We start from the raw sequence: 19034 nt of genomic DNA on the forward strand, positions 1-19034 counted from the left end.
GCTCCAACCCGGGAGGCGGAAATGACGCATCACATCGTGATAGCAGGCGGCGGAGCGAGCGGGGCCATCATGGCCGCCAATCTCTTCCGTCTTGGCGATGGCGCCCTGCGCGTCACACTGGTCGAGGCAAGCGGAGAGATCGGCAAGGGGCTGGCCTATTCGACGACCAACCCGTCGCATCTGTTCAATGTCCGCTCCGCGCAGCTGAGCGCCTTTTCCGGCACGCCCGACCATTTCGATCGCTGGCTGGCGATCCATCATCCCGATCTCACCCGCAACGGCCCCTTCGTGCCGCGCGGCATCTATGGCGAATATCTCGAGGCGGCACTGCGCGAGACCGCGCCGGTTGGCAGGCTCCGCATTTTGCCGCAGGCCTGTACCGGCATGCGTGAACTCGAAAACGGGGTCGAGGTAACGCTGGCCGACGGGTCCTCCCTGCCGGCGCATTTCGCCGTCATGGCAACCGGGTTCGGCCTGCAGAGCGATGGCGAAGGTGTGCTCTCCAATCCGTGGACCGATCCGCTGCCGGTCGACAAGGACGCCCGCGTCCTCATCGTCGGAACCGGCCTGACCATGGTCGACACGGTGCTCTCGCTTCTCGATCAGGGCCATCGCGGCAAGATCGTGGCCGTGTCGCGCCGGGGTCTGCTGCCGCAGAGACATGCGCTGCACCGCCCTTTGCAGTTGTCCACTGCCGATATCCCGCTTGGCGCCAGCATCCATTATCTCAGCCGCTGGCTGACCGATCTGGTGCGCACCCATGTCCGCGGCGGCGGCGACTGGCGCGACGTCATGGACGGCATGCGTCCGCATATCCAGACGGTCTGGAAGAACCTGCCGATGGAATCGCGCCAGCGTTTCCTGCGCCATGCGGCCGCCTTCTGGGATGTTCACCGCCACCGCATGCCGCCGGCACAGGCGGAGCGGATTGACGAGGTTCTGGCTTCGGGGCAGCTCGAGATCGTGAAGGGCAGGTTTATCTCTGCCACACGCCACGGCGAACGCCTGTTTGCCGACATTCTCCGGCCCGGCTGGGATGAGCCCGGTCCCTTCAAGGCCGACATCATCTATGATTGCCGGGGCGTACGGCGGCGTGGGGACCAGGATTTGCCGGGTCTCGCCGGCGCTCTGGTCGAAACCGGCGCCGCTCGCCTGGTAAGGCTCGGCCTCGGTCTGGAATTCGACCGCGCCTGCGCTCTGGTGAACAGGGAAGGCGAGGCATCCTCGCGTATTTTCGGGATCGGTCCGGTGACGCTCGGCACCTTCTGGGAATCCATCGCGGTTCCCGATATCCGCGAACAGGCCCGCCTGATCGCTGAGAGGATCGCCTCCGGTGGGCGGCTGGCCGCGCGCGGCTCATTGGCCCGGCTGCCCTGATCCTCTTTCGAGCCAGCCGCGAGTGCTCATACCCCGACATCGATCCGGGAGCCGCAGCGCGGCTTCTGGAAACGTCATTGTGCCGGCTCAGAATTCTTCCCAGCTCTGCGCGGCGGCAGCGCAGCCGCCTCCGGCAACCCGCACGACCCTGACGCTTGCCGGGCTGGAGACGGATACCTCTTTCACCGTGGCGGCGTTCCGCTGCGTCGTCTGGTGCATCCGGTTGACGGCCGTGTTGATCTCGGCAAGACCGGCAGACTGTTCCCGGGCGGATGTCGCGATGGCGTCCAGGTAACCGTTGATCGCCACGATATGCTGCTCGATGACGTTGAGGGCGTCGCCCGTTGCCGGCAACGGCTTCATGCCGCTTGTGCCTTCTGTGACGACGTCCCCGGCGATCCGTGTCAGAGATCGCCGGGAGGAGCAAAGCGCGTCAAGACCTGGATCGGCTGCGATCAAGGCAGGCGGTAGGCGATGATATAGTCACCCGCCTTGGTTCCGATCGACCCGTGACCGCCCGCGACCAGCAGAACATACTGCTTGTTGTCGGTGCCGGTATAGGTCATGGGTGTGGCCTGCCCGCCAGCCGGCAGGCGGGCTTCCCAGAGTTGCCGTCCACTCGTCAGATCGTAGGCGCGGAAATAGTCGTCCACGGCCGCGGCAAGGAAGGCGACGCCGCCCCGCGTGATGATCGGCCCGCCGATGCCCGGCACGCCGAGCTTGAAAGGCAGCGGCAGCGGCGTCATGTCGTAGACCGTGCCGTTCTTGTGCTTGTACGCGATTTGCCCGCTCCTCAGATCCGCACCTGCCACATAACCCCATGGCGGGGCCTGGCACGGCACCTGCAGAGGCCCGAGGAAAGGCTTGAGGATCACCGCATAGGGCGCGCCTTCGTTGCGGTTCAGACCCTGTTCGCTACCCTTGACCTGTCCCTTCGGCGGAACCTCCGCGCGGGGCACGAGCTTCGAGATGAAGGCCAGATAGGTCGGCATGCCGAACATGACCTGCCGCTCGGGATCCACCGCGATACTGCCCCAGTTGAATGTGCCGAAATTGCCCGGATAGACGATCGTCCCGGTGAGCGAGGGCGGCGTATAGCGGCCTTCGTAACGGTACTGATGGAACTCGATCCGGCAGGCGAGCTGGTCGAACAGCGTCATGCCCCACATGTCCCGCTCCCGAAGCGGCTGCGGGTTGAAGGAGAGGGCGGACATGGGCTGCGTGGGGGCCGCCTTGTCTTCCGGGATGGCGCCGCCGGGAGCCGGAACTTCCCGGACGGGCAGGATGGGTTCGCCCGTGCGGCGGTCGAGCACATAGATGTCGCCCTGCTTGGTGGGCGCCACCAGTGCCGGGACGGTTGCCCCATCTTTCCCGGTGAGGTCGATCAGGGCCGGTTGGGCGGGCACGTCCATGTCCCACAGATCGTGGTGCACGGTCTGCCGCACCCAGCGCACGGCGCCGGTCTTGATATCGAGCGCGACGATGGAGGAGGAGTACTTCTCCACGCTTTCGCTGCGTCCCATCCCCAGCTGATCCGGCACCTTGTTGCCAAGCGGGATGTAGACGAGACCAAGAGCCGGGTCGGCGCTGAACACCGACCAGCTGTTGGGCGAGTTGGTCGTATAGGTCTGGCCCGGCGGCAGCGGGGCCGTCTCTCCCGGATTGCCCGAATCCCAGTTCCAGATCAGTGCCCCGGTACGGACGTCGAAGGCACGGATGACACCGGACTGCTCGGTGGTGGAATAGTTGTCATTGACTGCGCCGCCGATGATGATCTTGTTGTCGACGATGATGGGTGGCGAGGTGGAATAGTAATAGCCGGCCGGGTGATACTTCATGCCCTGTTCGAGGTGCAGCTCCCCATTGTCGGCGAAACTGCGGCAGATCTGGCCGTTTGCCGCATCCAGCGCAATCAGCCGTGCATCCGATGTGGGCAGGTAGATCCGCTGCGCGCAAGGCGCGTCGGCCGCTGCGGCGGCATCGCGGTAATAGGTGACGCCGCGGCAGGTCTGGTGCTGACGGTCGCTGTTCAGGCCTGCCTTGGGGTCGAAGTTCCACTTTTCCTTGCCGGTCGTGGCATCCAGCGCGATGGCGTGGTTGTGCGGTGTGCACAGATAAAGCGTGTTGTCGATCTTCAGAGGCGTGACTTCATAGGTTGTTTCGCCGACATCGTCCGGTCCCCTGATGTCGCCGGTCTGGAAACGCCACGCTTCCTTCAGATTGCTCACATTGCTGACATTGATCTGGTCGAGTGGCGAATAACGCTGACCGAAGACGGTGCGCCCGTAATCGGGCCAGTCGCCCGGCTTCGATGTGTCGCCGAGGTTGGGGTTCTGCGCGACGACGTCTGTCAGCAGGACGCCTGTGAGATCATGCGGCGCATTGAACATGGAAACGACGGCCACGACGATGGCGATCACCAGACTGACCAGCAGCGGAGCGGCCTGCAGCCCCCGGCGACCGTCGTCAGTTTGCTGTCGCAGCGGCCCGACGATCCACGGCATGGCGAGCCAGAGCCCCAGCAGAATAATGATGCCGCCGCGCGGCATCAGCGCCCACCAATCAAAACCGACCTCCAGAAGCGCCCAGACCAGCGCGACCAGCACAAGAAGCGCATAAAGCCAGAGCGCCACGATGCGGCGTCTCCACAGGAAGAACGCGGTCAGGAGGAACATGAGGCCGGCAAAGGCGTAAAACCAGCTCCCGCCCAGAAGGAGAAGCCAGATGCCGCCGCCACCGAGAACGAGGCCGATGAGGGCGAAGATAAAGGAGGTGATCGTAACGAGCATGGTCAGCCGTTCCCCTGGTTGATTGAGTGGGGAGACGGGCGGTCCTTTGGCGACTGGTCCGTCGTGCCGCTGTTTGTGAAATAGATGATGGCCGCGATGACCAGGATGATGACGATCGCCACCCATAGAAGACGGTTGTTCATGTGGGGCTCCCGGGTTGGTTGCCTCCGAAACACCGTATCTCGCCAAAAGTTCCTGCCCACCCGGATCGCGCAATATGCGGCGCAGGACCCACCGGGTCCCGGCGCGCTTGGCTCAACGTCTCCTGCCACTTCTCCGGCTGCGCTCGGGAACACCAGGCCATGCCCTCTGTTAGACAAACTCCAAGGCGCCACATCCCGGCCCGCCGAAAAGACAGGTGAATACGATGAGCAACGACCATGTGCCCACGAAGGATCGCGAAGATGCCGAACGCGCCGTGAAGAGCGATCTGGAAACGCAAAGTCACGAGCTTGCCATGACCTATCTGCAGCTCGGTGGTCGCCGCCGGGCGGTCATGGACGACAACATCACCGACACCCGCAAATGGGAACCCGACAATCCGGAAGCGGAAGCCTTCTGGCAGGAGCAGATCGCCTCTCTGCCGGAAGATAAGCGCAAGCAGGTCGAAGACCACCTGCCGAGCGTCAATTCGCAATGACGGGTTCTGCCCTCGTGAAAGGGGACATCCAATGAACGATATGAATCCAAGCATGCGCGCCTGTGTAGAGGCCTGCCTGCGCTGCTATAGCGAATGTCTGCACGCGGCGATGCATCACTGCCTCGAAGCCGGCGGCAAGCATACGGAGCCCGCGCATTTTCGTCTGATGATGGCCTGTGCCGAAATGTGCAGGACGTCTGCCCATTTCATGTTGATCGGCACCGAGCATCATCGGCATACCTGCCGCGAATGCGCGGAAATCTGCGAACAATGCGCTGCCGATTGCGAACGCATCGGCGACATGGACGCCTGCGCCGAAGCCTGCCGCAACTGCGCCAAAAGCTGCAGGGCGATGGCGGGCTGAAATCGATTTAGGGAGAGGGTGGCGGACAGAGAGGGATTCGAACCCTCGGTACGCTTTCACGTACACACGCGTTCCAGGCGTGCGCCTTAAACCACTCGGCCACCTGTCCTTGCCTTGATCCGCCGGACTGAAAGCCGGCGGTTGCGGGGAGATTGCCTGGCGGTAATTCCCTTGGTCTGTGCGCCGTCGACATCCGTGAAGCGGGTGTCATCGGCAGGCCGGGCGGATATATACCGATAGAATCGAAAGGATCAACTGCTTTCTTCCGAAAAAGTGGGGACGTGTGACGCGCGCATGACAAAGCGGATGACGAAGACGTGATCAGGCCGCCATTGTCGTGGAAGCGCCCACTTTCTATTTAAGGGCTAAGCCGATAAGCTATGCCGACTTGAGCGCGAATCCGGGAGGAGATGAAACCGGATATCGGCGCGCCGGTCGGGTGGAACAGTCAACTCACATTGTGGATGAGATCGAAGGTCATGCGCTTCCTGTTGCGTCTGTTCAGCGTGTTCTTTCTCGCCGCCGCCGTCGTGGCGGGAACGGCCGATACGATCCAGTCTTTCGCGGCCGATACACCGGTGATGACGCCGGGACTGACCGTGATGGAATTCGTGGCGCCAAAGGCCCTTGCCAGGGCCGAGGCCTATGTCGGCGGTCTGCCGGATGGGGTGGAACTGCAGGATCTGGTTCTGCGTCTATTCAGCCAGCCGGCCTTCGCCCTGTTTCTGGGTCTCGCCCTGATTTTCTGGATCCTTGGCTACAAGCGGAAAAAGCCGGCCGGCCGTTTTTCGGCCTGAGACGTCGGGAAGGTTCTTCCCCGCCTCCAGCATGCCCCTGATCATTGTGGCCCTTACGGAAGGGCATAACCCGATTTCTCGCGTAAAGGAGATGAAAATGTTCCTGACCGATCTGATGAACAAGAAGACCGTCATGCCCGATCCCGCCCGTGCTCTGCCCGGCCGGCCGGAGCCGATCCCCACATCCGAGACGCATTTCGTCAACGGCCGACCGCTTGCCGGTCCCTATCCCGACGGCATGAAGCGCATTCTGCTCGGCATGGGCTGCTTCTGGGGCGCCGAGCGCCATTTCTGGAAGATCCCGGGCGTCTGGGTGACCGCAGCCGGTTATGCCGGCGGCTTCACGCCCAACCCGACCTACCAGGAAACGGTGACGGGCCTCACGGGCCATGCCGAAGTCGTACTGGTCGTCTACGACCCGAAGATCGTGAGCCTCAATGCGCTGCTGAAGTCCTTCTTCGAGGCGCATGATCCGACGCAGGGCATGCGCCAGGGCAACGATGTCGGCACGACCTATCGCTCGACCATCTATACCTATGACGATGCCGACCTGAAGGCGGCCTTTGCCGCCCGCGACGCCTTCCAGACGGCGCTGAAGGAAAATGGTGTCCGCGCCGAGATCACGACCGAGATCGCGCCCGCCGGCGAGCTTTACTTTGCCGAGGACTATCACCAGCAATATCTGGCGAAGAATCCCGGCGGCTACTGCGGCCTGCGCGGAACCGGCGTAACCTGCGCAATTGATTGAACCTTTGCGCATTTTATCAACGGGTATGGTTACGGTATCGCAGTGCCGCAACCATACCCAATCTTTTTTGACCGGTTGAGAAATTTTTGATGAATTTTCTTTTTCGGCATGCAAGGATGCCGCGAGCTTGGTCCTTCTAGAGGGGAGGCCGGCGTTCCGCGGCCTTTCAATGCGGGCCCAGCGGAAAGACCCGAAAACATTAGAAAACAGGGCTTTCAAAAATGAAAAAATTCGTTCTCAGTCTTCTGGCCACGGCTGCCATGGCTGCCCCGGTTCTGGCGGCAGACGCCAAGCCGGCCATCATCTACGACCTTGGCGGCAAGTTCGACAAGTCGTTCAACGAAGCTGCCTTCCATGGCGCTGAGAAGTTCACCAAGGAAACCGGAATCAAGTTCCGCGAATTCGAAATTTCCAACGACGCCCAGCGCGAGCAGGCGCTTCGCAAGTTCGCCAAGGATGGCGACAACCCGATCGTGACCGCTGGCTTCAGCTGGACGGAAGCCATCACCAAGGTCGCGGCAGAATTCCCGAAGACGCATTTCGTCGTCATCGATACCGTCGTCAAGGCTCCGAACGTCGAGTCCATCGTGTTCAAGGAACAGGAAGGCTCTTATCTCGCCGGCGTCATGGCGGCCATGGCTGCCAAGTCCGGCACTGTCGGCTTTGTCGGCGGCATGGACATCCCGCTCATCCACCGTTTCGCCTGCGGCTATGTCGGCGGCGTGAAGTCGGTCAAGCCGGATGACAAGGTCCTTCAGGCCTATACGGGCTCCGATCCGTCCGCATGGAACGACCCGGTCAAGGGCGGCGAAATCACCAAGTCTCAGATCTCGCAGGGCGCGGACGTTGTCTATCACGCTGCCGGCGGCACGGGTGTTGGCGTTCTCCAGGCAGCAGCAGATGCCGGCAAGCTCGGCATCGGCGTGGACAGCAACCAGAACGGCCTGCAGCCGGGCAAGGTCCTGACCTCGATGATGAAGCGCGTGGACGTTGCCGTCTACAACGCCTTCATGGATGGCAAGAAGGGCGAGTTCAAGCCGGGTGTAGAAGTCCTTGGCCTGAAGGAAAAGGGCGTTGATGTCGCCATGGACGACAACAACAAGAAGCTCGTCACGCCGGAAATGCAGAAGGCTGTCGACAAGGCCCGCGAAGATATCGTGTCCGGCAAGGTGCAGGTCCACGACTATATGTCGGACGAAAAGTGCCCCTATTGATCGGTTGATGACATCAAGGCCGCTCCCGGTTCATCCGGGAGCGGCCTTTTTTGCCGGATAAGAAAAGCAAGACGGCAGGGAAAATCGGGCGTGATGCCCGGCATTGGCCAAGCAATGGCGGCCGATCGTTCGGCGAGGTCGCGTTTCAGAAATGGGGCGGGCGGCTGACCGGATGGGCTTCCACGGATGCCTCTTCCAGTGCCAGGAAGCGCTCGGTCAGGCGGTCGAGCTTCACCTGCATCACATCGATGATCTTCCACTGGCGGGCAACTTCCCCCGACAGATCCTCGATCGTTCTTGCCTGATGTGCCGCATGTTCTTCCAAACGGGCGATGCGTTCTTCTGTCTGGCTCATATTGTTGTCCTCCAGAGTGTCCGGGTTTTGAGCCGGGCTTTACAAGCGGCAATTTGCCAGTCAACGTTGACAGCAATGCCGTTGCGGCCGGTCATCTACTGAAAACGGTTTGACATGAGCGATTTCGCGATAGAACTCAAGGGCATCGACAAGCGTTTCGGCGCGGTTCATGCCAACAAGAACATCAATCTCAAGGTCGCCAGGGGTACCATCCACGGCATTATCGGCGAAAACGGCGCCGGCAAGTCGACGCTGATGTCCATCCTCTACGGCTTCTATCAAGCCGATAGCGGCGAGATTTTCATTTCCGGCCAGAGGGCCAACATCAAGGATTCCAAGGCTGCGATCGCTGCCGGCATCGGCATGGTCCACCAGCATTTCATGCTCGTCGAGAATTTCTCCGTGCTGGAAAACATCATGCTGGGGGCGGAAGAAAGTGCGATCCTGACCAAGGGGATCACCAAGGCGCGCGCCGAGCTGAAGCGTCTCGAAGAGCAGTACGAGATGGAAGTCGATCCCGATGCGATCATCGAGGAGCTTCCGGTTGGCGTACAGCAGCGTGTCGAAATCCTCAAAGCCATCTATCGCAAGGCCGATATCCTCATTCTCGATGAGCCGACCGGCGTGCTGACGCCGGCGGAAGCCGACCACCTTTTCCGCATCCTCGCCCAGCTCAAGGAGCAGGGAAAGACGGTGATCCTCATCACCCACAAGCTGCGCGAAATCATGGCGATCACCGATGAGGTGTCCGTTATGCGCCGCGGCGAAATGGTCGCCACGCGCAAGACATCGGAAACAAGCGTCGAGGAACTGGCCGAACTCATGGTCGGCCGCCATGTTCTGCTGCGCGTCGAAAAGGGAGAGGCAAAGCCCGGCGACGTCAAGCTCTCTGTCCGCAATCTCACGGTGCGCGACAGCCGCGGCGTCACCATGGTCGATAACGTCTCCTTCGACGTCCGCGCCGGCGAGATCGTCGGCATCGCGGGCGTGGCCGGCAACGGACAGTCCGAGCTTCTGGAAGCGATTGGCGGCATGCGTTCCGCCACCAGCGGCACGGTCACGCTGAGCGGCCAGCCGGTGGACGTGACAGGTCCGGGTGATCCGGCCGACATGCGCAAACGCGGTCTTGCCCATGTGCCGGAAGACCGCCATCACACCGGCCTCGTCCTGAAGTTCGAGGAGGCCGAGAATGCCATGCTCGGCTATCACCGTGACAAGACCTTCGGCCAATCCTTCCTTCTCGATGTCGACGCCATGCGCAAGGACGCGATGGAGAAGATCGAGCAATATGATATCCGCCCGCCGAACCCGCGGCTCAAGACCGCCAATTTCTCCGGTGGCAACCAGCAGAAGATCGTGCTGGCGCGCGAAATGGAGCGCAACCCCGATGTGCTGATCATCGGCCAGCCGACGCGCGGCGTCGATGTGGGTGCCATCGAATTCATTCACAAGCGCATCATCGAGATGCGCGACCAGGGCAAGGCGATCCTGCTTGTGTCTGTCGAGCTGGATGAAATCCGTTCGCTCTCCGACCGTATCATCGTCATGTTTGCCGGCCGCATCGCCGGCGAGCGCAACCCGGATGCCTCCGAAGGCGAACTCGGCCTGTTGATGGCCGGCGTGGAAAATAAGCTGGAGGCCGCCGAATGAGCACCCCTTTCGCAAAATTGCCGGGCTGGGTGGAATATGCCCTCATTCCGCTGGTCAATCTGGCGGTCGCCTTCCTGGTGGCCGGTATCGTCGTGGTCTTCGTCGGCGAGAACCCGCTGGAAGCTGCGCGCATCATGATCACCGGCGCCTTCGGCTCCGGCGAGGGCATCGGCTTCACGCTCTATTACGCCACCTATTTCATCTTCACCGGTCTTGCCGTGGCGGTGGCCTTTCATGCCGGCCTGTTCAATATCGGGGCGGAAGGTCAGGCCTATGTCGGCGGCATCGGCGTAGCGGCGGCCTGTCTGACCTTCGACCACACCATGCCATGGTATCTCGTCTTCGTGCTGGCCAGCCTCGGTTCCATGGCGTTTGGGGCGCTCTGGGCGCTGATTCCGGCCTGGCTGCAGGCCTATCGCGGCAGCCATATCGTGATCACCACGATCATGTTCAACTATATCGCATCGAACCTGATGCTCTACATGCTGCTCAACGTCTTCAAGCCGCTCGGCCAGATGGCGGCGCAGTCGCGCACCTTCGAGCCCGGCGGCCAATTGCCGAAGCTCGATTGGCTTCTGTCGATCTTCGGGCTCGATATCGGCGGCGCGCCGTTCAACTTCTCCTTCCTCGTCGCGCTGGCCGCGGCCTTCGTGGTGTGGGTTCTGATCTGGCGCACACGGCTGGGCTATGAGATGCGCACCATGGGCTTCCAGCCGCATGCCGCGCGCTTTGCCGGGATGAAGAGCAAGCGCGTCGTCGTCATCGCCATGTTGATCTCCGGTGCGCTGGCGGGCCTCATGGCGCTGAACCCGATCATGGGCGACCAGTATCGCATCCAGCAGGATTTCGTCGGTGGCGCGGGCTTTGTTGGAATTGCGGTGGCGCTGATGGGCCGCTCGCATCCGGTGGGTATCGTGCTCGCCGCCATCCTCTTCGGCATGCTCTATCAGGGCGGCGCGGAGCTCTCCTTCGATATGCCGGAAATCACCCGCGACATGATCGTCGTCATCCAGGGTCTCGTCATCCTGTTTGCCGGCGCGCTTGAGCATATGTTCCGTCCCGCCATCACCGCCTTCTTTGCGCGGCTTGGCAAATCGCGCAGCGAAGCGGCAGCAGGGGCCTGAGACCTATGGATACCAACACGATCGTCGTTCTCCTTCAGTCCACCATCCGCGTCTCAGTACCGCTGATCCTGACCGCGCTGGCCGGCCTTTATGCCGAGCGCTCCGGCGTGGTCGATATCGGCCTGGAGGGCAAGATGCTGGCCGCCGCCTTTGCCGGCGCCGCCACGGCTGCCGTGACTGGCTCGGCCATTACCGGTGTCGGGGCCGCCATGCTGGTCTCGGTCGCCCTCTCGCTGGTGCACGGCTATGCCTCGATCAGCCAGCGCGGCGACCAGATCGTTTCGGGCACGGCGATCAACTTTATTGCCGCCGGCGCGACCGTCATTCTCGGGCAGGCCTGGTTCCAGCAAGGCGGGCGTACGCCGGCGCTCTCTGCCGATGCACGGCTTCTGACCTATAAGCTGCCAGGGGCCGATGCCGTGCGCGATGTCCCGGTTCTCGGGCCCATCTATTCGGGCCTGATCTCCGGCCATTATATCTTGACCTATTTCGCCTTCGCCATGGTGCCGATCACCTGGTGGGTGCTTTACCGCACGCGCTTTGGCCTGCGGCTGCGCGCCGTGGGCGAAAACCCGGGGGCGGTGGACACAGCCGGAATTTCGGTCGTGCGCATGCGCTATCTCGCCGTTATCTGCGGCGGGATGCTGTGCGGTCTCGCCGGGGCCTATCTCTCGATGGCGCTCGCCAATGGCTTCGTGAAGAACATGTCGGCCGGGCGCGGCTTCATCGCGCTAGCCGCCCTCGTCTTCGCCAACTGGAAGCCGAAGAACATTCTGCTCACCTGCCTCCTATTCGGCTTCCTCGACGCCCTGTCGATTTACAGCCAGAATGTGGAACTTCCGATCATGAGCAGCATTCCGGATCAGGCCATCCAGGCGCTGCCTTATATCCTGACGGTGATCCTGCTCGCGGGCTTCATCGGCAAGGCCTCGCCGCCCAAGGCGTCGGGTGTGCCCTATGTGAAGGAACGATAAGATGTCGGCAGACCTCTACGAAGCCGCGAAGAAGGCGATGGCGCTCTGCCATGCGCCCTATTCGAAATTCCCGGTCGGCGCCGCCATCCGCGCCGAAGACGGGAAAATCTATGCCGGCGCCAATATCGAAAACCTCGCCTTCCCGGAAGGCTGGTGTGCCGAAACCACTGCCATCAGCCACATGGTCATGGGCGGGGCGAAACAAATTGTCGAGATTGCCGTGATCGCCGAGAAGCTGGCGCTTTGCCCGCCCTGTGGCGGTTGCCGTCAGCGCATCAAGGAATTCGCCAGCGTCAACACGCGCATCTATCTCTGCGACGAGACCGGCGTGAAGAAAACGATGACCATGAACGAGCTGCTGCCGCACAGTTTCGAAACCGAGGTGATCGGATGAAGGCGACGATCGACCTTCTGATCTCGAAGCTCGACGGCCTCTTGCCGCGCCATGGCATCGTGCTCGGCTCAGGTCTCGGAAGCCTCGTGGAGGCCGTCGATGTCGTGACGCGTATTCCTTATTCCGAACTAGACGCCTTCCCGGTCAGCGCCGTTTCCGGCCATGCCGGGGAACTGGTTGCCGGCAGGCTCAATGGTGTGCCGGTGATCATGCTGTCCGGCCGTGTTCATTACTATGAAAAGGGCGATGCCGCCGCCATGCGCCGGCCGCTCGAAGTGCTGCACGGCATCGGCGTTACGCATCTCATCCTGACGAATTCCGCCGGCTCTCTGCGCGAAGACATGCCGCCGGGCTCGGTGATGCGCATTTCCGACCACATCAATTTCACCGGCCGCAACCCGCTGATCGGCGAGGAGACCGATGCCCGCTTCGTCGGGCTGACCAACGCTTACGACACCGACATGGCCGCCGACATGGAGCGTGCGGCGATGAAGACCGGCGTTCCGCTGAAGAACGGCGTCTACATGTGGTTTTCGGGCCCGAGCTTCGAGACCCCGGCGGAAATCCGCATGGCGCGCGTGATGGGCGCGGATGCGGTCGGCATGTCGACCGTGCCGGAAGTTATCCTCGCCCGCTTCCTCGGAATGAAGGTCGCGGCCGCCTCCGTCATCACCAATTACGCCGCCGGCATGACCGGCAATGAACTGTCGCATCATGAAACCAAGGATATGGCCCCCGTCGGCGGCGCCCGGCTGGCCACGATCCTGAAGGACATGATTGCGGGTGGAGAATACTGACATGACATCAACCGACCTCAAAGCCGTCGCCGCCAAGGCGCTTGCCTGCCTCGATCTGACGAACCTCAACGACGACTGTACGCCGGCGGCGATCGAAAAGCTCTGCGCCGATGCGCAGACCAAGTTCGGCAACACGGCCGCGATCTGCATCTGGCCGCGCTTCGTGGCGCAGGCGCGCGGCATTTTAGGCGCCGGCAGTCCGATCAAGATCGCCACCGTCGTCAACTTCCCCTCCGGTGAACTGCCGCTGGAAACAGTCATTACCGAGACCGAGCAGGCGATTGCCGATGGCGCCGACGAGATCGACCTCGTCATCCCCTACAAGGAATTCATGATCGGTCAGAAGGCCTCGGCTCGTCTGATGATCGCGGCGATCCGCGAGCGCTGCAAGGCGCCGGTGAAGCTCAAGACCATCCTCGAGACCGGCAATCTGGAAGACGAAGCCCTGATCCGCGAGGCATCGGCCATCGCGCTGAAGGAAGGCGCCGATTTCGTCAAGACCTCGACCGGCAAGGTCCGCGTCAACGCAACGCCGGAGGCCGCGCGCATCATGCTCGAGGAGATCAAGGCCTCCGGCAAAAAGGCGGGCTTCAAGCCGGCGGGCGGCGTACGGACCGTGGCCGATGCCGCGATCTATCTCGGCATGGCCGACGAAATCATGGGTGCCGGCTGGGCAACGCCACAGACATTCCGCTTCGGCGCATCCGGCCTGCTCGGCGATATTCTCGCCACGCTGGGGGACACGCCCGCCAAGCCCAACACCGCTGCCTATTAAGGCTTGGCCCCGGTGCTGCCACAGGAGACCATCCTGGCCAAGCGCAATGGCGAGACGCTGACGGCTGAGGAGATCGCGCGCTTCGTCGAGGGCTTCACGAAGGGTGAAATCTCCGAAGGTCAGGTCGCGGCTTTTGCCATGGCCGTCTGGTTCAAGGGTATGCGCCGCGACGAGACCGTTGCGTTGACGCTCGCCATGCGCGACAGCGGTGATGTGCTCGACTGGTCCGACATCGGCCGCCCCATAGCCGACAAGCATTCAACCGGCGGCGTCGGCGACAATGTCTCGCTGATGCTCGCCCCCATCGTCGCATCGCTGGGGCTTGCCGTGCCGATGATTTCAGGGCGGGGCCTCGGCCACACCGGCGGTACGCTCGACAAGCTGGAGTCGATCGCCGGCTACAACATCATGTCGGGCGAGGCCGTGTTTCGCAAAACCGTGCGGGAGGTGGGCTGCGCCATCATCGGCCAGACCGGCGATCTCGCGCCTGCCGACAAGCGGCTCTACGCGATCCGCGACGTGACGGCGACGGTGGACAGCGTGCCGCTCATCACCGCATCGATCCTCTCCAAGAAGCTCGCCGCCGGGCTCGAAACGCTCGTCCTTGACGTCAAGGTCGGCAGCGGCGCCTTCATGAGCGACATGGAGGAAGCGCGCGCACTCGCCCGCTCGCTGGTCGAGGTGGCCAATGGCGCCGGCGTCAAGACATCCGCGCTGATCACCGACATGAACGAGCCGCTGGCCGATTGCGCCGGCAATGCAGTGGAAGTGATCCATGCGGTGGAGTTCCTGAAAGGCCTGAAACGCGGCAGCCGCAGCGAGACGGTGACCCTGGCCCTGGCGGCCGAGATGTTGCTCTCAGCCGGTGTGGTATCAAACGCGGTCGAGGGGTTGGCAAAGGCGCAAGAGGCGATCAGCTCGGGCAGGGCGCTGGAAACCTTTGGCCGAATGATTGCAAGCCTCGGTGGTCCGGCGGATTTTGTCGAACGTCCGTGGGCGCATATGCCAAAGGCGGCAGTCGAGCTGGTAGTGGAAGCGCCGCAGGCCGGCATGCTGACATCTTGCCGGGCGCGTGAGATCGGCATGGCCGTGATCGGGCTTGGTGGCGGGCGTATCGTTCCAAGCGACACGGTCGACCATTCCGTCGGCGTCACGGATTTCCTGCCGCTCGGCACACGGGTGGAAAAGGGCGATGTCATCGCCCGCATTCATGCGCGCGACGAAGCCTCCGCCGCACGGGCGCGGGCCGAGCTGTTGGCAAGCTACACGATTGCCGAAGGCGGACAGACGTCGCGCCCGGCTATCGTCGAAAGGATCAGTTCTTGAGATAGAGCACGCCGTCCTGCACCTTGTAGGACTTCAGCTTGCTCATGAAGCTCATGCCCACCAGCATGCCGGAAAGCGACTTGTCCTTCAGCACGAAGGCATCGACATTTCGGACACGGACCGACCCGACTTCGAGGCGGTCGAGCGTGACATGGGCGGCCTGCGTCGTGCCATTGGCGGTGGTGACGGCGTAGCGGTAGTCGAGGCTGGATGTGCTGATGCCGATGCGCTTGGCGGTCTGCTCGTTGATGGCGACGAAGGTAGCGCCGGTATCGACAAGGCCTTCCACATCGCGACCGTTGACCCGGAAGCTGGCGTTGAAATGCCCGCCGGCCCCGGCCTTGATGGCCTCCTCGCCGGGGGCGGCGACCGAGACCGGGCTTGTGGCCGCGGTGGTAGTCTGCATATCCACGCCGGGCGCCTGGGCGCTGGCGACCGTGCCTTCCAGGCTCGGGTGAGCGTGGCCGAAATAGACGGCAGTCATCGCTGCCGCCGCTGCTACGAACAGAAAGCGGTTCATTGTTTCTAATCCCTGTTTTGCGCGGCAGCTTCCTTGTCCGCCTTCGCAATGGGACCACTATTCCCGACAGAAGTTATGAATTTCAAAAAATCGCCCGCCGGTACGAGGTACAGGCGGGCCATTTTGAATTGGCTGGTTAATGCCGGGTGAAATGCGGCGAAATCTCGGCTTTTCGGTGGCCGGTCACTTGGTCCCGTACATGCGGTCGCCTGCGTCGCCCAGGCCCGGCATGATGTAGCCGAGTTCGTTCAGATGGTCGTCGATCGCGGCGGTGAAGACCGGAACGTCGGGATGCGCTTCGGTGAAGTTCTTGATACCTTCGGGTGCCGCCAGCAGGCAGAGAAAGCGGATGTTGTTAGCGCCGCGCTCCTTCAGCTTGTCTACGGCGGCAATCGAGGAATTGCCGGTAGCCAGCATCGGATCGACGACGATGACGAGGCGGGCGTCGAGATCGCCGGGAGCCTTGAAGTAATATTCGACCGGCTGCAGTGTTTCATGGTCGCGATAGACGCCGATATGCGAGACGCGGGCGGCGGGCACCAGTTCCAGCATGCCTTCGAGAAGGCCGTTGCCGGCGCGCAGGATCGAGGCGAAGACCAGCTTCTTGCCTTCAAGCAGCGGCGCATCCATTTCCATCAGCGGCGTTTCGATCCGCTCGGTGGTGAGCTCCAGATCGCGGGTGACTTCGTAGCAGAGCAGCGTCGAGATTTCCCGGAGCAGCCGGCGGAAGCTGGCCGTCGAGGTTTCCTTCTTGCGCATGATCGTCAGCTTGTGCTGCACGAGGGGATGGGAAATAACCGTGACGCCGTTCATCTGTGCCTTCCAGTCAATACTTATTCCTGAATAGTCTTAGCGGAATGCCGGGCTCCCGCAAGGCGCGCGCCTGCGCGAACGGGCTTAATCCTCAAATCATTGCAAGGAGACGCGTCCGCGTGGCCTCGTCCACAAAGGCCGCTTCGATAGCCGTGCGGGTCATGCTGTTCAGTTCCGCATCGGAAAAGCCCATGCGCGCCTTGGCGATTTCGTATTCCTTCGCCAGCGATGTGTGGAAGAAGGGCGGATCATCCGAGTTCAGCGTTACTTTCACGCCCATCTCGAAGAAGGTCTTCAGCGGATGGCTCTCGAAATCGGGGAAGACCTTGAGCGCAATGTTCGAGCCGGGGCAGACTTCCAGCACGATGCCAAGATCGGCAATGCGGCGCACGAGGTCCATATCCTCAATGGCGCGTACACCATGGCCGATGCGGGCAGGGCGCACGAGATCGATGGCGTCGCGTACGCTTTCCGCGCCCGCCAGTTCGCCGGCGTGGATGGTGATGCCGAGCCCGGCATCGCGGGCGATGTCAAAGGCGCGGGTGAAGTCGGAGACCTTGCCGAAGCGTTCTTCGCCAGCCATGTTGAAACCGGTGATCAGCGGATCGGCCCGGTCGGCGGCGAATTGGGCGGCCGCTTCCACGCGCTCCGCGCCCAGATGGCGCACGCCGATGATGACCATGCGGCTCTCAATGCCGGTCTTCTCTTTCGCCCGCTTCATCCCTTCCGAAATCCCGGCAATATAGGCGCGCGCGGAAAGTCCCGCCGAAACGCCGTGATCGGGCGAGACGAAGAGTTCCCCGTAGACCGCGCCTGCGGCGGCGATTTCGGTCAGATAGGTTTCTGCCAAGAGGGCGAAATCCTCTTCCGACTTGAAGAGTGCCGCCGCCGCGTCATAGCAGTGAATGAAGGTCGTGAAATCCTTCCAGACATAGGCGCCGTCACGAATGAAGGGCGACATGTCGGCGCCGTATTTGGCGGCCTGTGACAACACCAGCGAAATCGGTGCGCCGGCTTCCAGATGCAGGTGCAGTTCGGCCTTCTTCAATGTTGAAGTCACAGGAAGCTCCGTCCGTGGCGGCCGGGTTCGATCCCCAGATGCGCCGCAATGGTTTCGCCGATATCGGCATAGGTCGGCAGGACGCCGACGTCGCGGGCCTTGATGCCTGGGCCATAGGCAAGAACGGGCACGCGCTCGCGCGTATGATCCGAGCCGCGCCAGGTCGGGTCGCAGCCGTGGTCGGCGGTGATCAACACCATGTCGCCGCGCTGGAGCTTGCGGTTGATCTCCGGCAGGCGGCGGTCGAATTCCTCAAGCGCTGCGGCATAGCCGGCGACATCGCGGCGATGGCCGTAGAGCATGTCGAAATCGACAAAATTGGTGAAGACGAGATCGCCGTCTGCCGCTTCGTCCATCGCCTCCAGCGTGGCGTCGAAAAGCGCCATATTGCCGCTTGCCTTCCACAGCTGCGAAACGCCCTGATGGGCGAAGATGTCGGCAATCTTGCCGATGGCATGAACGTTGCGCCCCGTGTTCTTCAGCCGGTCGAGCAGTGTCGGCTCCGGTGGCAGCACCGAATAGTCGCGTCGGTTGCCGGTCCGCTCGAAGGTTTCGGCGCTTTCGCCGATGAAGGGGCGGGCGATGACCCGGCCGATCTTGTAGTCGTCCACAAGCTTGCGCACGGTCTCGCAAAGACTCAGCAAGCGCTCGAGGCCGAAATGGGTCTCATGCGCGGCGATCTGGAAGACCGAGTCCGACGACGTGTAGCAGATCGGCTTGCCGGTCCGGATATGCTCCTCGCCGAACTGCTTGATGATCTCGGTGCCGGACGCGTGGCAATTGCCGAGAATGCCGGGAAGGTCTGCGGCCTTGCAGATGCGGTTCACCAGTTTTTCTGGGAAAGCTTCGCCTTCCGCCGGGAAATAGCCCCAGTCGAACATCACGGGTGTTCCGGCAATCTCCCAATGTCCGGACGGCGTGTCCTTGCCACGCGAGATTTCGCTGGCCGCACCCCGGATGCCATAGGTCTTTTCCGGGACGGGCATGCCGGCGGGAAACTGGCCCGTCGCGGCTTTGGCGGCATGCATCAGCCCGAAGACGGAAAGATTGGGCAATTCCAGCGGACCGTCGCGCAGTCCCTTCCGGTCTGCGCAGCCATGGGCGCAGAATTCGGCGATATGGCCGAGCGTGTTGGCACCGAGATCGCCATAGATCTCCGCATCCGGCGCGCCGCCAATGCCGAAGGAATCGAGAACGAAGAGAAATGCGCGTGCCATGATCACCACAATCTGAGAGCAGGTCCGAGAAAGATGCCTACCGCTTATTTGGTCGGATTTCTCTGGAAATAAAGAGTGGCAACATGGAAGCGACGGCCTA

At 62.3% G+C, this 19034-nt stretch carries 21 protein-coding genes and 1 tRNA gene; 13 read left to right on the forward strand and 9 right to left on the reverse strand.

What is annotated here, in order from left to right; all coding sequences use genetic code 11:
• The first annotated feature begins 21 nt into the window (after nt 1–21).
• Nucleotides 22–1377, forward strand: coding sequence for an FAD/NAD(P)-binding protein (locus tag LQK83_RS13915; RefSeq protein WP_230838002.1), 1356 nt, complete (start codon nt 22–24; stop codon nt 1375–1377).
• A gap of 87 nt (nt 1378–1464) precedes the next feature.
• Here the strand turns inward: LQK83_RS13915 and LQK83_RS13920 are convergent, their stop codons facing one another.
• The 3 genes from LQK83_RS13920 to LQK83_RS13930 all read right to left on the reverse strand — a co-directional run bounded on the left by LQK83_RS13920 (nt 1465) and on the right by LQK83_RS13930 (nt 4309).
• The gene (locus LQK83_RS13920) at nt 1465–1740 is read right to left on the reverse strand and encodes a hypothetical protein (RefSeq protein ID WP_230838003.1); all 276 of its coding nucleotides are present in this window, start codon (nt 1738–1740) and stop codon (nt 1465–1467) included.
• 92 nt (nt 1741–1832) lie between these two features.
• A complete protein-coding gene (locus LQK83_RS13925) occupies nt 1833–4166 on the reverse strand; it encodes a glucose/quinate/shikimate family membrane-bound PQQ-dependent dehydrogenase (protein WP_230838004.1) in 2334 nt (777 codons plus the stop codon).
• Between the two features lie 2 nt (nt 4167–4168).
• Nucleotides 4169–4309 carry a hypothetical protein gene (locus LQK83_RS13930; RefSeq protein ID WP_230838005.1) on the reverse strand — a complete coding sequence of 47 codons (141 nt, stop codon included), beginning with the start codon at nt 4307–4309 and terminating at the stop codon, nt 4169–4171.
• A gap of 224 nt (nt 4310–4533) precedes the next feature.
• Between LQK83_RS13930 and LQK83_RS13935 the strand changes: the two genes are divergently transcribed.
• Both LQK83_RS13935 and LQK83_RS13940 read left to right on the forward strand, forming a co-directional pair.
• Entirely contained in the window at nt 4534–4806 is a 273-nt protein-coding gene (locus LQK83_RS13935; protein WP_230838006.1) for a hypothetical protein, read from the forward strand.
• 31 nt (nt 4807–4837) lie between these two features.
• Entirely contained in the window at nt 4838–5170 is a 333-nt protein-coding gene (locus tag LQK83_RS13940; protein ID WP_230838007.1) for a four-helix bundle copper-binding protein, read from the forward strand.
• Between the two features lie 19 nt (nt 5171–5189).
• Here LQK83_RS13940 and LQK83_RS13945 read toward each other — a convergent pair.
• Nucleotides 5190–5279, reverse strand: a tRNA-Ser gene (locus tag LQK83_RS13945).
• Between the two features lie 370 nt (nt 5280–5649).
• On the opposite strand from LQK83_RS13945, the gene LQK83_RS13950 reads away from it, so the two are divergent.
• The 3 genes from LQK83_RS13950 to LQK83_RS13960 all read left to right on the forward strand — a co-directional run bounded on the left by LQK83_RS13950 (nt 5650) and on the right by LQK83_RS13960 (nt 7929).
• Nucleotides 5650–5967: a hypothetical protein gene (locus LQK83_RS13950; RefSeq protein WP_442966768.1), complete on the forward strand. Its 318-nt coding sequence runs from the start codon at nt 5650–5652 to the stop codon at nt 5965–5967.
• 97 nt (nt 5968–6064) lie between these two features.
• A complete protein-coding gene (gene msrA / locus LQK83_RS13955; RefSeq protein ID WP_230838009.1) occupies nt 6065–6715 on the forward strand; it encodes a peptide-methionine (S)-S-oxide reductase MsrA in 651 nt (216 codons plus the stop codon).
• A 221-nt stretch (nt 6716–6936) separates the two neighbouring features.
• Complete coding sequence (locus LQK83_RS13960; RefSeq protein ID WP_230838010.1) at nt 6937–7929, forward strand: BMP family lipoprotein; 993 nt, start codon at nt 6937–6939, stop codon at nt 7927–7929.
• A gap of 145 nt (nt 7930–8074) precedes the next feature.
• Here LQK83_RS13960 and LQK83_RS13965 read toward each other — a convergent pair whose 3' ends face one another.
• On the reverse strand, nt 8075–8284 hold the full coding sequence (locus tag LQK83_RS13965; RefSeq protein ID WP_230838011.1) for a SlyX family protein: 210 nt from the start codon (nt 8282–8284) through the stop codon (nt 8075–8077).
• Between the two features lie 114 nt (nt 8285–8398).
• Between LQK83_RS13965 and LQK83_RS13970 the strand changes: the two genes are divergently transcribed.
• From LQK83_RS13970 to deoA, 7 genes are read left to right on the forward strand one after another with little or no spacing between them, the layout of a single operon-like run.
• Nucleotides 8399–9934, forward strand: coding sequence for an ABC transporter ATP-binding protein (locus LQK83_RS13970; protein ID WP_230838012.1), 1536 nt, complete (start codon nt 8399–8401; stop codon nt 9932–9934).
• The gene (locus LQK83_RS13975) at nt 9931–11058 is read left to right on the forward strand and encodes an ABC transporter permease (protein ID WP_230838013.1); all 1128 of its coding nucleotides are present in this window, start codon (nt 9931–9933) and stop codon (nt 11056–11058) included. Before LQK83_RS13970 ends, LQK83_RS13975 begins: the two co-directional genes overlap by 4 nt.
• A 5-nt stretch (nt 11059–11063) precedes the next feature.
• The gene (locus LQK83_RS13980) at nt 11064–12032 is read left to right on the forward strand and encodes an ABC transporter permease (protein WP_230838014.1); all 969 of its coding nucleotides are present in this window, start codon (nt 11064–11066) and stop codon (nt 12030–12032) included.
• A gap of 1 nt (nt 12033) precedes the next feature.
• Nucleotides 12034–12426 (forward strand): cytidine deaminase, encoded by a 393-nt coding sequence (locus LQK83_RS13985; RefSeq protein ID WP_109855817.1) that lies wholly within the window; start codon nt 12034–12036, stop codon nt 12424–12426.
• Complete coding sequence (locus LQK83_RS13990) at nt 12423–13223, forward strand: purine-nucleoside phosphorylase (protein WP_230838015.1); 801 nt, start codon at nt 12423–12425, stop codon at nt 13221–13223. The genes LQK83_RS13985 and LQK83_RS13990 overlap by 4 nt, the downstream gene beginning before the upstream one ends.
• Before the next feature lies 1 nt (nt 13224).
• A complete protein-coding gene (gene deoC / locus LQK83_RS13995) occupies nt 13225–13998 on the forward strand; it encodes a deoxyribose-phosphate aldolase (protein WP_230838016.1) in 774 nt (257 codons plus the stop codon).
• A 12-nt stretch (nt 13999–14010) separates the two neighbouring features.
• Nucleotides 14011–15324 carry a thymidine phosphorylase gene (gene deoA / locus LQK83_RS14000; protein ID WP_230838017.1) on the forward strand — a complete coding sequence of 438 codons (1314 nt, stop codon included), beginning with the start codon at nt 14011–14013 and terminating at the stop codon, nt 15322–15324.
• On the opposite strand, the gene LQK83_RS14005 is transcribed toward deoA, so the two are convergent.
• The 4 genes from LQK83_RS14005 to LQK83_RS14020 form a co-directional block, all read right to left on the reverse strand.
• The gene (locus LQK83_RS14005) at nt 15314–15844 is read right to left on the reverse strand and encodes a TIGR02281 family clan AA aspartic protease (RefSeq protein WP_230838018.1); all 531 of its coding nucleotides are present in this window, start codon (nt 15842–15844) and stop codon (nt 15314–15316) included. The two genes, deoA and LQK83_RS14005, sit on opposite strands and share 11 nt — an antisense overlap.
• Nucleotides 15845–16027: 183 nt before the next feature.
• The gene (upp, locus tag LQK83_RS14010; protein ID WP_112628417.1) at nt 16028–16657 is read right to left on the reverse strand and encodes a uracil phosphoribosyltransferase; all 630 of its coding nucleotides are present in this window, start codon (nt 16655–16657) and stop codon (nt 16028–16030) included.
• A gap of 91 nt (nt 16658–16748) precedes the next feature.
• Nucleotides 16749–17717 (reverse strand): adenosine deaminase, encoded by a 969-nt coding sequence (locus LQK83_RS14015; protein WP_230838019.1) that lies wholly within the window; start codon nt 17715–17717, stop codon nt 16749–16751.
• Nucleotides 17714–18934, reverse strand: coding sequence for a phosphopentomutase (locus LQK83_RS14020; protein ID WP_230838020.1), 1221 nt, complete (start codon nt 18932–18934; stop codon nt 17714–17716). The genes LQK83_RS14015 and LQK83_RS14020 overlap by 4 nt, the downstream gene beginning before the upstream one ends.
• Nucleotides 18935–19034: the final 100 nt, after the last annotated feature.

Origin of the sequence: Rhizobium sp. C1 (assembly GCF_021026335.1) — a bacterium.
Classification (GTDB): domain Bacteria; phylum Pseudomonadota; class Alphaproteobacteria; order Rhizobiales; family Rhizobiaceae; genus Ensifer_A.